The organism is Winogradskyella sp. (genome assembly GCF_013042245.1).
Taxonomy (GTDB): domain Bacteria; phylum Bacteroidota; class Bacteroidia; order Flavobacteriales; family Flavobacteriaceae; genus Winogradskyella.
Genome location: NZ_JABDQL010000102.1, coordinates 1 through 15,554, shown reverse-complemented (window position 1 = coordinate 15,554; position 15,554 = coordinate 1). Strand labels below are relative to the sequence as shown.

At 34.2% G+C, this 15,554-nt stretch carries 14 protein-coding genes; 8 read left to right on the top strand and 6 right to left on the bottom strand.

The features are described from left to right. The coding region (locus tag HKP48_RS12275) for a DUF4372 domain-containing protein (protein ID WP_363928609.1) at window positions 1-125 on the bottom strand (125 nt) is incomplete at its 3' end. A 194-nt stretch (window positions 126-319) separates the two neighbouring features. Between HKP48_RS12275 and HKP48_RS08250 the strand changes: the two genes are divergently transcribed. The 6 genes from HKP48_RS08250 (at window position 320) to secA (ending at window position 8,453) form a co-directional block, all read left to right on the top strand. After that, window positions 320-2,182: an ABC-F family ATP-binding cassette domain-containing protein gene (locus HKP48_RS08250; RefSeq protein ID WP_296344723.1), complete on the top strand. Its 1,863-nt coding sequence runs from the start codon at window positions 320-322 to the stop codon at window positions 2,180-2,182. Window positions 2,183-2,186: 4 nt separating this feature from the next. Continuing rightward, window positions 2,187-2,957, top strand: coding sequence for a class I SAM-dependent methyltransferase (locus HKP48_RS08245; protein WP_296344719.1), 771 nt, complete (start codon window positions 2,187-2,189; stop codon window positions 2,955-2,957). A gap of 85 nt (window positions 2,958-3,042) precedes the next feature. Beyond that, window positions 3,043-3,732, top strand: coding sequence for an ABC transporter ATP-binding protein (locus tag HKP48_RS08240; protein WP_296344717.1), 690 nt, complete (start codon window positions 3,043-3,045; stop codon window positions 3,730-3,732). A gap of 149 nt (window positions 3,733-3,881) precedes the next feature. Continuing rightward, window positions 3,882-4,457, top strand: a complete 576-nt coding sequence (locus tag HKP48_RS08235) for a cob(I)yrinic acid a,c-diamide adenosyltransferase (protein WP_296344715.1) — start codon at window positions 3,882-3,884, stop codon at window positions 4,455-4,457. A gap of 238 nt (window positions 4,458-4,695) precedes the next feature. Continuing rightward, a complete protein-coding gene (locus tag HKP48_RS08230) occupies window positions 4,696-4,917 on the top strand; it encodes a DUF2795 domain-containing protein (RefSeq protein WP_008272287.1) in 222 nt (73 codons plus the stop codon). Window positions 4,918-5,093: 176 nt separating this feature from the next. Next, window positions 5,094-8,453: a preprotein translocase subunit SecA gene (gene secA / locus HKP48_RS08225; RefSeq protein ID WP_296344714.1), complete on the top strand. Its 3,360-nt coding sequence runs from the start codon at window positions 5,094-5,096 to the stop codon at window positions 8,451-8,453. A 58-nt stretch (window positions 8,454-8,511) separates the two neighbouring features. On the opposite strand, the gene HKP48_RS08220 is transcribed toward secA, so the two are convergent. The 4 genes from HKP48_RS08220 to HKP48_RS08205 form a co-directional block, all read right to left on the bottom strand. After that, window positions 8,512-9,198, bottom strand: a complete 687-nt coding sequence (locus HKP48_RS08220; RefSeq protein WP_296344712.1) for a peptidoglycan DD-metalloendopeptidase family protein — start codon at window positions 9,196-9,198, stop codon at window positions 8,512-8,514. A gap of 114 nt (window positions 9,199-9,312) precedes the next feature. Next, window positions 9,313-10,926 (bottom strand): hypothetical protein, encoded by a 1,614-nt coding sequence (locus HKP48_RS08215; protein ID WP_296344710.1) that lies wholly within the window; start codon window positions 10,924-10,926, stop codon window positions 9,313-9,315. 46 nt (window positions 10,927-10,972) lie between these two features. Further along, window positions 10,973-11,542, bottom strand: coding sequence for a hypothetical protein (locus HKP48_RS08210; RefSeq protein ID WP_296344708.1), 570 nt, complete (start codon window positions 11,540-11,542; stop codon window positions 10,973-10,975). Beyond that, entirely contained in the window at window positions 11,526-12,071 is a 546-nt protein-coding gene (locus HKP48_RS08205; protein WP_296344706.1) for an RNA polymerase sigma factor, read from the bottom strand. The genes HKP48_RS08210 and HKP48_RS08205 overlap by 17 nt, the downstream gene beginning before the upstream one ends. A 187-nt stretch (window positions 12,072-12,258) precedes the next feature. Between HKP48_RS08205 and HKP48_RS08200 the strand changes: the two genes are divergently transcribed. Next, window positions 12,259-12,846, top strand: coding sequence for a DUF2911 domain-containing protein (locus HKP48_RS08200; protein ID WP_296344704.1), 588 nt, complete (start codon window positions 12,259-12,261; stop codon window positions 12,844-12,846). A 9-nt stretch (window positions 12,847-12,855) separates the two neighbouring features. Continuing rightward, entirely contained in the window at window positions 12,856-13,938 is a 1,083-nt protein-coding gene (gene meaB, locus HKP48_RS08195) for a methylmalonyl Co-A mutase-associated GTPase MeaB (RefSeq protein ID WP_296344702.1), read from the top strand. Between the two features lie 392 nt (window positions 13,939-14,330). Here the strand turns inward: meaB and HKP48_RS08190 are convergent, their stop codons facing one another. Then, entirely contained in the window at window positions 14,331-15,272 is a 942-nt protein-coding gene (locus HKP48_RS08190) for an NAD-dependent epimerase/dehydratase family protein (RefSeq protein ID WP_296344700.1), read from the bottom strand. Window positions 15,273-15,554 lie beyond the last annotated feature (282 nt).

Below are 15,554 nucleotides of genomic sequence, written 5' to 3'. Positions count from 1 at the left end.
ATTTGGTTCCAACATGTGAAGGTCATTACGTGCTTATTACCGCTATATGTTTTAACTATTCTATCAAAAACTCGCCTTGGTAGAAAGTCTGTAAGTTGAGCGAAAATGTATTTGCCTTGATTCATGGTTTTTGCTATTTTAAAGCAAAAGTCCATTTTCTATTTCAAATCGTCACGCTGTTAAAAATCCCTACAAATACCATTAACAAAAAATTTCAAAGAACTTTTATTTATTTTTATTGCTCACTAGTGGTCATAAATATCAAAACTATTGGGTAGCTTTTTGGTTAATTTCCCATCTTTGCATAAAACAAATTACCTTGAACTACCTCAACGTCGAAAGCATATCAAAATCCTATGGCGAGTTACAACTCTTTAGCGATATCTCGTTTAGCATACATAAAGACCAAAAAATTGCTTTTGTTGCCAAAAACGGAAGTGGTAAAACCTCTATTTTAAATATTCTTTCAGGTAAAGACAGTCCCGACTCTGGTCAAGTCGTTATTCGTAAAGGGTTGCGATTAGCTTTCCTAGATCAAGAACCAAATCTAGACCCAAAACTCACAATAGAAGAAACCATTTTTGCCAGCGATTTACCAATACTAAAAATTATAGAAGCCTACGAAAAAGCCCTGCAAAATCCTGAAGATACTGAAACCTATCAGCTAGCTTTTGAGGCCATGGACCGACATAATGCTTGGGAGTTTGAAACCCAATTTCAGCAAATACTATCTCAACTAAAACTGGATGATTTACAAGCAAAAATTGCCTCGCTTTCTGGTGGACAAAAAAAACGATTGGCACTTGCTCAGGCTTTAATAAGCAAACCCGATATCCTTATCTTAGATGAGCCTACCAACCATCTGGATTTAGAAATGATTGAATGGCTCGAAGATTATTTTGCCAAAACCCAACAAACCTTGTTTATGGTAACCCACGACCGCTACTTCCTAGAGCGTGTCTGTAATGAAATTATAGAACTTGACCATGGCCAGATGTTTACCTACAAAGGTAATTACTCCTATTATTTAGAAAAAAAAGAAGAACGCATTGCTAACGCACAAACCGAAACCGGAAAAGCCAAGCAACTCTTTAAAAAAGAGCTCGATTGGATGCGTCGCCAACCCAAAGCACGTACCACAAAGTCCAAAAGTCGTATTGATGATTTCTTTGAAATAAAACAAAAAGCATATAAACGCCGAAAAGACCACGTCATCCAATTAGAAATTAATATGGAGCGCTTGGGAAGTAAAATTGTAGAATTTCATAATGTCTCAAAAGCTTTTAAAGACAAAGTGATTCTTGATAGTTTTGATTACACTTTTAAAAAAGGCGAACGTATTGGCATCATTGGAAAAAACGGCACAGGAAAGTCTACATTTTTAAATATGCTCACCCAAACTATAAAACCAGATGGTGGAAAGATTGTGGTTGGTGAAACGGTTAAGTTTGGCTATTACACCCAAGGAGGCATCAAAGCAAAGCCTAACCAAAAAGTGATTGATGTTGTTAGAGACTATGGCGATTATATTCCGTTAGCCAAAGGCAAACAGATTAGTGCGCAACAATTATTAGAACGCTTCTTATTCGACCGTAAAAAACAGTATGATTTTGTTGAAAAACTAAGTGGTGGCGAGCAAAAACGCTTATATCTCTGTACGGTTTTAATTCAAAATCCTAATGTGTTAATTCTCGATGAGCCTACAAATGATTTAGACATAGTAACGCTTAACGTACTTGAAAGCTTCTTATTGGATTTCCCAGGTTGCTTATTGGTCGTTTCTCACGACCGATACTTTATGGACAAGATTGTAGACCATTTATTTGTTTTTCAAGGCGATGGTGTTGTGGATGACTTTCCAGGCAACTACTCCGACTATCGCAGTTACGAAAGTAGTAGGCCAAAGCAGGAAGCTAACATTGAAAAAATAGAGAATACCAAAACTGTAAAGAAAAACGAAGCCAACAAACTATCTTATAATGAACAGAAAGAATACAAAAACTTGGAGTCTAAAATCCGTTCTTTAGAATTGGACAAAAAGGAGTTTGAAAAGAAATTTTTGAATCCTGATTTGAGTCAAGATAAGATTACCAAACTTTCCGAGGAGCTTCAAAAAATTATTGATACAATTGAAGAAAAAGAAATGCGTTGGTTTGAATTGGCCGAGAAGTTTGAAAGCTAATTAAATGTACCAGCTAATAGCCTACATAAAATTCCTTCTGAAATCGACCAATCAACACGGTGTACACTCTCCTTTTGTCTATAACTTTATCACCAAATGCCTTTATAATAAAATAGCGTATTCAGAATACAAACAATTAAAAAACTACAGAAAACAATTACTCCAATCGAACCAAACACTACAAATAAAAGACTTTGTTGTTGGTTCAAAACGAATGCGCCAGAATAAACGTCGCATTTCAAAAATGGTAAAAAACTCTAGCAGTAGTTTTAAAGATACTAAGTTATTATTTAGAATTTCAAAATACTTCCAGTTTAAAAACACACTAGAATTAGGAACATCCCTTGGTGTTGGCACACAAGCTTTAGCACTTGGAAATCTAAATAATAAAATAATTATTATTAAAGGTTGCCCCGAAACCCATCAATTCTCAAAACAACAGTTTAATCTTCAAAAGCATTCCAACATAACAGCAATCAATTCAGATTTTGAAAGCGCTATCCCAGAGCTTAATGATAAGACCTTTGATTGCATTTTTTTTGACGGACATCATAACAAACAGGCAACTTTAAAATATTTTAACCTATTAAAACACAAAGCACATAACGATTCTGTTTTTATTTTTGATGACATCTATTGGTCCAAAGGCATGATCGAAGCTTGGGGAGAAGTTATTAAAGACATTTCGGTGACTGTTAGTATTGACTGTTTTAATTTAGGTTTCGTTTTCTTCAGAAAGGAACAACTGAAAGAACATTTTACAATTAGACTGTAACAAGATTCTAATTTTAACGTCATATTCAGATAACAGCTTTTAAAACTTTATATCTTGCAAGAGATTTAGTAAAAAACCAACACATATGAGTGACAATGTCATTGAAATCAAGAACATTATTAGAGATTTTAAACTCGGCCAAGAGACCGTTCATATTCTTAAAGGCATAGATTTAGATATTAAACGTGGCGAATATGTTGCGATAATGGGACCTTCAGGTTCGGGTAAATCTACATTAATGAATTTACTTGGTTGTTTAGATACACCAACCGCAGGCTCATATTTATTAAACGGAAAAGATGTAAGCCAAATGACGGATGATGAACTTGCTGACATTAGAAATACTGAAATTGGTTTTGTTTTTCAAACCTTTAATCTATTACCAAGAACAACGGCTTTAGATAACGTGGCACTACCTATGATTTATGCTGGGCAATCTAAAAAAGCACGTGAAGAACGTGCTTCTGAAGTACTAACCGATGTAGGCTTAGCAGACCGTATGGACCACAAACCTAATCAATTATCTGGTGGTCAACGTCAACGTGTAGCTGTTGGTCGTGCTTTGGTTAACAAACCGTCTATAATTCTTGCTGATGAGCCAACAGGAAACCTAGACTCTAAAACAGGTACAGAAATCATGTCTCTATTTGATGAAATTCATTCTAGAGGCAATACGGTAATCATGGTGACACATGAAGAGGATATTGCTGCGCATGCCAAACGTGTTATTCGTTTACGCGATGGTGTTATTGAGAGTGACACTTATAATTCTTAGTATTCATAGCTATCAAAAAATAACAGAAAATTTTAATCTGGAAACTTGGATTGGAGACTAAAAGCTTAATAAGGAGTAAGTAAATATTCAACTTTGGGCTTTACAACTAACAACTTAAATCTTCCAAGCATATTCCTTAACTTTGCATCATGAAAATCTACACAAAAACAGGAGATAAAGGAACTACTGCTTTATTTGGTGGTACGCGTGTGCCTAAACATCATATACGTATTGAAAGCTACGGAACTATAGACGAGCTTAATTCGCACATAGGTTTAATTCGCGACCAAGCTATTGACCAATTACATAAAAATGTGTTGATGAAAATTCAAGACCGCTTATTTACAGTTGGTGCTATTCTAGCCACTGACCCAGAAAAAGCAACTTTAAAAAATGGAAAAGACCGTTTAAATATTCCTAAAATTTCTGAAGCAGATATCAAACTGCTTGAAGATAACATGGATAGTATGAATGCTGCTTTGCCACCTATGACGCATTTTGTTTTACCTGGCGGGCATCAAACGGTGTCATTCTGTCATATAGCACGTACAGTTTGTCGTCGTGCCGAGCGTTTAGCAAGTCATCTTAACGATTTAGTACCCTTTCAGCCCGAAACCCTGATGTATATCAACCGACTATCTGACTATCTTTTTGTGTTGGCACGGAAGTTGTCCAATGAGTTACATGCTGAAGAAATTAAATGGATACCTAAAAAGGAATCGTAGTATCTTCAGTGTAGAATTGGGCAATGCAAAATACCAATCTAGAAGTTAAAAGATTACACGTTCTTTTCATTGATGACTAAACATCTGTAAAAACCTTCTAATACTATTTAGAGCTAAATTATAAATGTTGAGTGAGACCGATTTAAATAAAATTCTCAATCCGAGCTAAATAATTTAATTTTTTCTTGACTTTTTAAACTAAAAATTTATTTTTGCAAAAATTAAACACACACAATAAATGTATTGGACATTAGAATTAGCATCGTATTTAAGTGATGCACCTTGGCCAGCAACTAAAGATGAGCTTATCGATTACGCTATTAGAACAGGCGCACCTTTAGAAGTTGTAGAAAACTTACAAGCTATAGAAGATGAAGGAGATTCCTATGACTCTATAGAAGAAATTTGGCCAGACTATCCAACTGACGAAGATTACCTCTGGAACGAGGACGAATATTAATATAATAAAACAACAATAAAAAAGTCTCTTTCGTTATTACGACAATGAGACTTTTTTTGTTTATAAAGGTTTCAATATACCTCTTACAAAGCGTATATTTGAAACGCTTCATTATAGAAACAAAAATTAACTCAAAAACCTGAATTTCATAGGTTTTTGAAAAAATATATAAACAAATGGGATTACTAGATTCTGTACTTAAAGTTTTTGTTGGAGACAAATCAAAACAAGACGTTAAGGCCATTATGCCAATCGTAGAAAAGATAAAAACTTTCCAAAAATCTTTGGAAGCCTTATCACATGACGAATTAAGAGCAAAAACAAGCGAGTTTAAAGCAAAAATAGCTGAAGCACGAGCACACTTTAACGCAAGTATTGACGAACTAAACACAAAGGCTAAAAATACTGAAGACATTGACGAACGTGAAGATATCTATCAAGAAATAGATAACATCAAAGACCAAATATACAAGCTAACGGAAGATGTGTTAAATGATATCCTTCCTGAAGCATTTGCAGTTGTAAAAGAAACCGCGAAACGTTTTGTAAATAACACACAGATTGAAGTTACCGCTAATGCTTACGATAGAGAAATTTCAGGCGACAATGATTATGTAACATTAGACGGTGATAAAGCTCTATGGGCAAACTCTTGGGATGCAGCAGGTAAGCCTATTACTTGGGATATGGTACACTATGATGTACAGCTTATTGGTGGTATTGCTATGCATCAAGGTAAAATTGCAGAGATGCAAACAGGAGAAGGTAAAACGTTGGTGGCAACACTTCCTGTTTACTTAAATGCGCTTGCAGGTCGTGGTGTACACCTAGTTACGGTAAATGATTACTTAGCAAAACGTGACAGCGCATGGATGGCGCCAATATTTCAGTTTCATGGTTTAAGCGTCGATTGTATTGATTACCATAGACCAAATTCTGACGCCCGTCGCAAAGCGTATAATGCTGATATTACTTACGGAACTAATAATGAATTTGGTTTCGACTACTTGCGTGATAACATGTCGCATTCTCCAGATGATTTGGTACAACGTCCGCACCATTATGCTATTGTTGATGAAGTCGATTCTGTATTAATTGATGATGCACGTACACCTTTAATCATTTCTGGTCCAATCCCAAAAGGAGACGAGCATGAATTTGATGCTTTAAAACCAAAAGTACAACAGATAGAAGAAGTACAACGTAAATATTTAGTTGGAGTTTTGGCGGAGGCTAAAAAATTAATTTCTGCCGGAGATACCAAAGAAGGTGGTTTCCAACTACTACGTGTTTATAGAGGTATTCCAAAAAACAAAGCACTAATTAAGTTTTTGAGTGAAGAAGGCATCAAACAACTCCTTCAAAAAACGGAGAACTTTTACATGCAAGATAATAATAGAGAAATGCCAAAAGTAGATGCAGAACTCTATTATGTTATTGATGAAAAAAATAATCAGGTTGAATTATCTGATAAAGGTGTCGAGTTTCTATCTGGAAAAGACGACCCAAACTTCTTTGTAATGCCTGAAATGGGGACAGAAATTGCAAAGATTGAAGCTAAAGACTTATCAACCGAAGAAGAAGCTGCTGAAAAGGAAGAATTATTTCGTGATTTCTCAGTAAAGTCAGAGCGTATTCACACGTTGAATCAATTACTCAAAGCTTATGCGTTATTTGAAAAAGATACGCAATATGTGGTCATGGACAATAAAGTAATGATTGTTGATGAGCAGACAGGTCGTATTATGGATGGTCGTCGTTATAGCGATGGCTTACACCAAGCGATTGAAGCGAAGGAAAATGTAAAGATTGAAGATGCAACGCAAACCTTTGCTACAGTAACACTTCAAAATTACTTTAGAATGTACCGCAAACTATCTGGTATGACAGGTACAGCGGTTACAGAAGCTGGTGAGCTTTGGGAAATCTACAAATTAGATGTTGTAGAAATTCCAACAAACAAACCAATTGCCCGTGATGACCGTGAAGATTTGGTTTACAAAACTAAACGCGAAAAATACAATGCCGTTGTTGATGAAGTAACGAAACTATCACAACAAGGAAGACCCGTTTTAATTGGTACAACTTCGGTAGATATTTCAGAATTATTAGGAAAAATTTTAACACAGCGTAAAGTTCCACATAACGTACTTAACGCCAAACAACACAAACGTGAGGCAGATATTGTCGCAGAAGCTGGTAATGCAGGCCAAGTAACTATTGCTACAAACATGGCTGGTCGTGGTACGGATATTAAACTATCGGACGAAGTAAAAGCCGCAGGCGGTTTGGCTATTGTTGGTACGGAACGTCACGATTCGCGTCGCGTAGATAGACAGTTACGTGGACGTGCTGGTCGACAGGGTGACCCAGGAAGCTCACAATTTTACGTATCGCTAGAAGATAATTTAATGCGATTATTTGGTAGTGAACGTATCGCCAAAATGATGGATAAAATGGGCTTAAAGGAAGGCGAAGTAATTCAGCATTCTATGATTTCTAAGTCTATTGAACGCGCACAGAAAAAAGTGGAAGAAAACCAGTTTGGTGTTCGTAAGCGTTTGTTAGAGTATGATGATGTCATGAATGCTCAACGTGAAGTGGTTTACAAGCGTCGTCGTCACGCTTTACATGGTGAAAGACTAAGTGTAGATTTAGCCAACATGATTTTTGACACGTCTGAAATCATTGTAGAAACCAATAAAGAAGCTAACGATTACAAAAACTTTGAGTTTGAATTAATCCGTTATTTCTCAATGCCATCACCAATTTCTGAAGAAGAATTTGGAAAAATGGATGCTCAAAAAATTGCAGGTATTGTTTACAAAGAAGCCTTTAAACATTACAGAGCAAAAATGCAGCGTGCTGCTAATTTGGCTTATCCAGTTATTGAAAATGTTTATAAAACACAGCGTGATAAATTTAAACGTATCGTAGTACCATTTACGGATGGCACAAAGACATTACAAGTTGTTACCGATTTGGAGAAAGCTTATGAAACCAAAGGAAAGCAACTAATAAATGATTTTGAAAAGAATATTTCGTTGGCTATTGTTGATGATGCTTGGAAAACCCATTTGCGTAAAATGGATGAATTAAAGCAATCTGTTCAGCTTGCGGTTCATGAGCAGAAAGACCCATTATTAATTTATAAGTTTGAGGCTTTTGAATTGTTTAAGGTAATGATTGATAAGGTAAATAAGGAAGTTATATCCTTCTTATTTAAAGGTGAAATACCTCAAGAGACTGCTAATACAATTCAAGAGGCAAAAGCACGTCGCCAAGAAAAAACACAAGAACAAAAGGAAGAAATCCAAAACTTAGATGAACGTGCTGCGCAAAGTCGTTCTGTTGGTGAAGGCGCTTCAAGACAACAACGCCAAGTTGTTGAAACGATAGTACGCGAACAACCAAAAATTGGACGAAACGACCGCGTTACCATTAAGCATGTGATGAGTGGTGAAGCCAAAGAGGTAAAGTATAAACAAGCCATTCCACTAATCCAAAAAGGTGAATGGGTTTTGGTGAATGACTAAATTTATTAAGTCTTTAAAGTAAAAACATAGGAATCCTGACACACAAGTATCAGGATTTTTATTTTAATACCAATAGATTTTTTGGGTCCGGACAATTATTTCTATAAAAATCCAAATCTTTTTGATTAGAAACCCCGGGGTAATCACCAATAAAATCTTGCATATCTAAAATAATCTGAAAATGTAGATGTGGTGGATAATCGCCATTAACTTCTGCAGTTCCTAAAGTGGCTATTTGCTGTCCTTTTTGCACCTTTTCTCCTACTCTTATTTCATACAGAGAACTTGTGCTTAAATGTCCGTAAAGTGTATAAAACTCTAAAGAATCTATACTGTGTTTTAGTATCAGTGTAGGTCCATAGTTTCCAAAGCCAGGATTATTTTTAAAACTATGCAATTCACCTTCCAAAGGCGCATAAATTGGTCTACTTGCTTCAATCCATAAATCTATACCTAGATGAATATTACGTTCGGTTTCAGGATTATTTTGATTAAAATTTTTGCTTCGGTTATAAATGCCTCTTTTTTCGATATAACCACCGTAAGCTATTTTAGCCTTATTAGTTTCAATATGTTTCCAGATGTAAACTTCTAAATCGTCAGAAGACGATACATTGACAGTTTGCAAATCGGGATTATCTACAGATAAATCTAAAGGTATGTAATCATTAATTGCATAAGTGTCTCCAAGAACAGGAAAGACGTCTAAAGATTTTAATACATTTTCGAAAAATGAAATGGGCATAAATGAAAAATTTCCATAAAAATACGAATGATTGTATTTAATGGAAAACAGGAAATAAAAAATTGTAATTATGAGAATGAGATGCTGAAACTAGTCCCGCATAACAAACTCTTTTTAATCTACATTGATATTACTATATTTTGCATTAATGACAATAGATTTGCCAGAAGTACCATTGATAGTTTTAGTTTTTGTGTTTTCGTTATTAAATTTAGAACGTTCGCCTCTGAACAACAAACTATAATCTACACTAGGTAATTTTAACCATGCCTCACTATTTTCTAAAACAATATTTAAGTTATTGAATGTATTTAAAATATTGTGTATAGTTAATTCTCCAAAACTTCCGTCGATAATATTATTTCCAGACAAGTTATCGATATTAATGTTTGAAGAGTTAGAGTTCAAAGTCAAGTTCTGAACATTTTTTAGTAAAGCATCATCAACATACTTAAGACTTAAACTACCATTTTTCCAATCATTAACCAATACATTAGAATAAAATACATTGATGGAAGTATCTCTTCCACCAATGTTATCTGCTAATAAATTTGTATAGGACAAACTACCCTTAATATTATCTAATAATGAAACAATTTTTAATTCTCCATGTCTTACATTAAGCTTTAATTTTGCTTTTTTAGGCATCTTAATCTTTATAAGACGCTTTACATTACTATTACTTTTAGAACTATATCCATTAGAAAAGATAGAGGCTCTTTTAAGTTCCATTTCTGCTCTACGAGCGGCCAATTGCTCCGCTCTAGCCTTTTGATATTCTAATCGGTTTTGATTTCGTTCTGCTAATGCTCGAGCTCTATTTTCCATAGCTTCTGCTCGTTTTTGTTCTGCTTCTGTAGGTTTTTCCATAGACTCAGCTCTCTTCTCCATTTGCTTACCAAAACGCTCGCCCCAAGCTTCCATTTTTTTTCCTAACTCTTCACCCCATTTCTCCATATCCTTTCCAAAACTTTCACCGAATTCCTCGCCCCATTTCTCCATGTTTTTTTCAAAATTTTTTCCAAATTTCGCTCCCCATTTCTCCATATCTTTTGCCCATTTACCTTCAAAACGCTTACCATATTCTTCACTCCATTGTTCCATTTTTTCTTGGTAACCAGACTCTGAGAATTCTTTAGCCCAAGTTTCCATACTTTTTTGTAATTCCTTACCACCTTCTTTTTTATATTTCTTACTCCATTCTGTCAGGTACTTTTCGCCTTCTTTTTGATATCTGTCGTAATCAAATTGAATTTTTGTAACACCATCTGGCAACTCAGGTAACTCTGGGAATTTTGGCATCTCTGGTAAATCTGGTAAGTCTGGAAAATTAGCCATATTAGGCATTTCTGGTAATTCTGGTAACTCAGCCAAGCTCAATTCTAAACTTTTTAAAGCGTCATCATAAGAACCTTCGGAAAATAAACCAGCTCTTCTTCCTCCTTCAGATAATATGGATATTCTATCCATAGAAGCATCAATGTTAAGGTTCCAAGCTTTTAGCGCTTTCTTTAATTCTTCATCAGAGAGTTTTGTACTTTCAACATAGGCTTCTATTCCAACATAATCTTTATTCCATGTATCGATTTCAATCTGTACATAATTGGTATTTAAGTCTACAACAACATCCTTATTAACTTTAATAGATTGTGATGTTTTACTTTGCTTTTTTTGTGCAAAACCTATTGTGGTGATTAAGCACAAGGTTAAAATTCTTAGTGTGTTCATGTTTTTTGGTTTTTTAAACTGTTCGTTTTTTGATTTATAATTATGATTAGATGCTTACTTCTTCAAAGCTGTGGCTATTAAACCCTTTAAGTTTATCTTTTAGCTGTGTTACTAAATTGAGTCTAAATTTTAGATTATCTATTAAAGCGTCAAGGGTTTCTGTATTTGGTCCGTTTTCATTTAATTCTACAGTAAGATTATTGTATTCTGCATTCAATTCTTTTAATCGTGCAATGTAGCCATCAACTAAATCTTTATTTTCTGGTGTTAGTTTTACTTTAGATAATTTAAGATTGATGCTTGCTAAGTAATAATCCTCAACTTTTTTTAAGTCTGGAGAAATGTCTCCCATCGTCTTCAACTTTTGAGTTGTAACAACTTCTGTTGGTGTTATCGGTGCTACAGGCTGATTAAAATATTGAACTGCACCATAACTCAATCCTAATAATACGATGACACTGGCGGCTATATTTAAAAACCCAAAGTGACTCGATTTTTTTTCTTGAGGTAACGCTTTATCTAGTTTATCTAGAAATCGTGCTTCGTGACCTTCGGACATTTTAATACTCTTATCCTTTGGTTGATTTTTGAATAAATCTTTAAGATTCTGTCCCATTTTTATTTGAATTTAATAATGCTCTTAATTTTGTTTTTCCTCTTGATAGTTGTGTTCTTGATGCAACTTCAGATATATTTAATATATCTGCTATTTCTTGATGATCATAACCTTCAATGAGATATAACATCACCACATATTTATATTTTTCTTGTAGTTGTTCGATAGCCAATTTTACATCGTCTATTGACAAACTCACATCTACTGACCAATCATCATTGTCATCGACCACTTTCAATTGTACATTATCTAAGTCTACTAATCGTTGTTTTTTGGACTTTAATAGGTCAATACTTTTATTTATAACAATACGCTTTAACCAAGCTCCAAAAGTGACTTCTGCCTTGTACTGTTCTAGCTTAGTAAAAGCTTTTATAAATGATTCTTGTACCACATCTTCAGCCTCCATAGAGTCTTTTACAAAACGTTTTGCCACTATTAACATTCCGTCACAGTATTGCTTGTAGAGCTTTAGCTGTGCCTTCCTGTCATTTTGTTTACATTTTTCAACGATGTCTACCTGAAACATTCTTGATTGGTATATTTGTTTTTTATGGATTAGTTGTCTTAAAGACGACTAAAAAAAAGGAGTGTTGCAAAAAATTAAAAAAACTTGAAAAATTTTTTATTTAAGTTAATTTTAAATCACCTTAGACTATAAATTTAGGGATTTCGTTATATCTTTAGTTTTTAAAATTATTACCTCTTTAGAATTTATGTTGAAACGCATCCTGATTTTTCTATTTGTAGCCGCTATTGCTCTCTTATTGTATTCGGTTTTTGTTGAAAATATCTTTTCACCACGTTTAAGTCCAAAGGATTCAGCAGCTATTACATTAAACGATTTAAAACTAAAAGTGGAATATAATAGACCTTCAAAACGTGAACGTCAGGTTTTTGGAGCCTTAGTCCCTTTTAATAAAGTTTGGCGTACAGGAGCAAATGAAGCAACCACCTTTTCTACAAACAAAGATTTAATGATTAGAGGTTTGCTATTGCCTAAAGGAAAATACACCTTATGGACTGTACCAATGGAAGACTCCTGGAAGGTAATGTTTAATTCCGGCCAATACCAATGGGGTGTTAATGAAAAAATGGAACCCATGTGGGACCCAAACTATGACGTTATTGAACTCCAAGTACCAACGCAAAAACTAGAAGGAACTGTAGAAAAATTTACAATAGCTTTTGATAATACTACAGGCAATTTAAAACTGACCTTAGCTTGGGATGATACCAAAATTGAAGTACCCATTAATCAAATAAGTTTAGATAAAGGAGAAAAGCTCCGTAAAAACAATTAAGAATATATTTTGGCTAAAACTGATAAACAGAACAAATCAGCATTACAAGAAAAGGATGGTGTAAAAGAACCTGAAACTTTAAGTTCTACTTCTGCCAAAGCCATTAAATCCAAACGCCAAAAACAACCCACAGTTTCCGATTTAGTAAAAGGTATTACATCAGGTAATATTACCGCTTTAAGCAGAGCCATTACCTTGGTGGAAAGTACAAATCCTATCCATACAAAAAAAGCTAACGCTATAGTTACAGACTGCTTACCTTTTGCTAATAATTCTATCAGAGTTGGTATTACTGGTGTTCCTGGTGTTGGAAAAAGCACATTTATAGAAGCTTTAGGAAAACATTTAACCAACCAAAACAAAAAAATTGCCGTACTTGCTGTTGATCCAAGTAGCACACTAAGTAAGGGTAGTATTTTGGGTGACAAAACTCGAATGGAGGACTTAGTAAAAAACAAACATGCTTTTATTAGACCTTCGCCTTCTGGAGATTCTTTGGGTGGTGTTGCTCGTAAAACTCGTGAAACCATTATTTTATGTGAAGCTGCAGGTTTTGATACCATTTTAATTGAAACAGTTGGCGTCGGTCAAAGTGAAACTGCTGTGCACAGTATGGTTGATTTCTTTTTATTGTTGAAATTAGCTGGAGCTGGCGACGAACTTCAAGGCATAAAACGTGGTATTATAGAAATGGCAGATGCTATTGTTATTAATAAAGCAGATGGTGAAAATATAAAAGCAGCGAAATTAGCCAAACTAGAATTTAAAAGAGCCTTACATTTGTACCCTGAAAAAGCTTCGGGTTGGACACCAAAAACTGCATTATGTAGTGCTTTAAAAAATGAAGGTATTTCTGAAGTTTGGGAAATTATTATGAGCTATGTGTCACATTCTAAAGCTTCAAATTATTTTGAGAAACATAGAACTGAACAGAATACCTTTTGGTTACTTCAAACCATCGAAGAACGTCTTAAGTCAAATTTCTACAATAGACCAAAAATAAAATCAGAATTAAAACAACAAATTGATTTGATTGAAGCTGGAAAGACAACGCCTTTTGTGGCTGCTGAATATTTATTGAATATCCAATAAGCGTTTTAACCAGTGACTTTCTTTTTTGAATAATTTGTATATCAAAGTTTCGTAATCTTTAAGAACTACTAAAGTGTCGGAATTAGCTGATTTTGACAGATGATATTTTGAATTTATCATCCCAATTCTCTCGTACCGATTCACATATTTATCAGGGTTTATTCTAAGTAAATTTGCACTTAATACAATGCTATCATTTAAAGTAATAAAACCTTTATATCTTTCAACCTTTATTACTTCTAAATCAATTGCAATTTCTTTTACTAGGGCTTTACTTTCTATGATAAACAAGTGATAAACAAGTGATAAACAACAATACCTAAAAAAAACTAAGGCAAATAATTATCGCTAAAATTGAAAGCTTAATTTCCTTAACTGAAAAGTTACTGAATTTATTCATAATTCTCCTCAAACCATTTCACTTGTGCCTCAACACTTTCCAAAAGTGTGGTTTGCGGATTATAGTCTAAAAGTTTTCTGGCTTTATCAATATTAGCTTTTGTTCGAAGTTGGTCTCCTGTACGTCTTGGTTTAACTTCTATTTTTATAGATTTTCCAATTACTTTTTCAACAGTATTGATACCAACTTGGGTGGTATGTTCTACTTCGGTTCCAAGATTAATAATTTCGCCATTTACTTTAGCTTCATTTCCAATAACACTAACAATACCATCAATGATATCACCGACATAAGTAAAGCTTCTTAGATGTTTTTCGCTACCTTCAAATAAAGGAAAAGATTCTCCCTTTATACCCAAATCAATGAGTTTTGTATACATCTTTTCGGGACGTTCCCTCGGTCCGATAACCGAATATAAACGCAAAGAACAAGCGCTTAGTTGTTGCTCTCTGCTTTTTTGAAGCACTAGTTGTTCTGCAGCTAGCTTAGTAACGCCATAATAAGATACAGGTTTGGGTACTACACTCTCAGGGAAAGTTGCTTCCAACCCATAAATTGAAGAAGTACCGATATTTACAAATAACTTAAGATTATTACATTTTGAAGCAAAATCTAACAGGTTCTTAGTGGCTAAAACATTATTGGATAAATAATCTTCAAAGGTTGAAGTTTCTGAAATACCAGGTTGAGCAGCAAAATGAAAAATATAATCAAAATCTGTCTTTAACTTAACATAACTATCAATGTCTCGTAAATCTAATTCTAATATTTCACCACCTTTTGCTCTAACTACATCAGCGTTTTTCATTTTTAAATCAACACTATAATAATTTGAAAAGTTGTCTAAACCAATAACAGAATATCCCATTTCTAAAAGACGCTCAGCGCAATGAGAACCAATAAAACCTGCAACTCCTGTAACTAAAACATTCATAACTATTTGTGTTAGGACATCAAAGAAACATCTTTTTTAGATGTTAACCAACATAGAAAATAATAAAAAAAGAATACTTTTACTTAATTAATTTCATTACGTTGTTCCATAAAATTTCTTTTTTCTCCCGAAATGGAGTCTAGCGAAATGAAGGGCGAAAAAAGAAAGACACCTTGTTTAGATTTGTTAATTATGCGAATCAAGAGTTAAATATTAGTGTTATAAAGGCTGCGGCTAATCGTCCATAAACATGTAGACTCAGTCCTTTAGTAGATCTCACCT

Excerpts from the sequence above, each read along its gene's own strand:
- HKP48_RS08245 (WP_296344719.1), top strand. The coding sequence starts at position 2,187 with ATGTACCAGCTAATAGCCTACATAAAATTCCTTCTGAAATCGACCAAT.
- HKP48_RS08240 (WP_296344717.1), top strand. The coding sequence starts at position 3,043 with ATGAGTGACAATGTCATTGAAATCAAGAACATTATTAGAGATTTTAAA.
- HKP48_RS08235 (WP_296344715.1), top strand. The coding sequence starts at position 3,882 with ATGAAAATCTACACAAAAACAGGAGATAAAGGAACTACTGCTTTATTT.
- HKP48_RS08230 (WP_008272287.1), top strand. The coding sequence starts at position 4,696 with ATGTATTGGACATTAGAATTAGCATCGTATTTAAGTGATGCACCTTGG.
- secA (WP_296344714.1), top strand. The coding sequence starts at position 5,094 with ATGGGATTACTAGATTCTGTACTTAAAGTTTTTGTTGGAGACAAATCA.
- HKP48_RS08220 (WP_296344712.1), bottom strand. The coding sequence starts at position 9,198 with ATGCCCATTTCATTTTTCGAAAATGTATTAAAATCTTTAGACGTCTTT.
- HKP48_RS08215 (WP_296344710.1), bottom strand. The coding sequence starts at position 10,926 with ATGAACACACTAAGAATTTTAACCTTGTGCTTAATCACCACAATAGGT.
- HKP48_RS08210 (WP_296344708.1), bottom strand. The coding sequence starts at position 11,542 with ATGGGACAGAATCTTAAAGATTTATTCAAAAATCAACCAAAGGATAAG.
- HKP48_RS08205 (WP_296344706.1), bottom strand. The coding sequence starts at position 12,071 with ATGTTTCAGGTAGACATCGTTGAAAAATGTAAACAAAATGACAGGAAG.
- HKP48_RS08200 (WP_296344704.1), top strand. The coding sequence starts at position 12,259 with ATGTTGAAACGCATCCTGATTTTTCTATTTGTAGCCGCTATTGCTCTC.
- HKP48_RS08190 (WP_296344700.1), bottom strand. The coding sequence starts at position 15,272 with ATGAATGTTTTAGTTACAGGAGTTGCAGGTTTTATTGGTTCTCATTGC.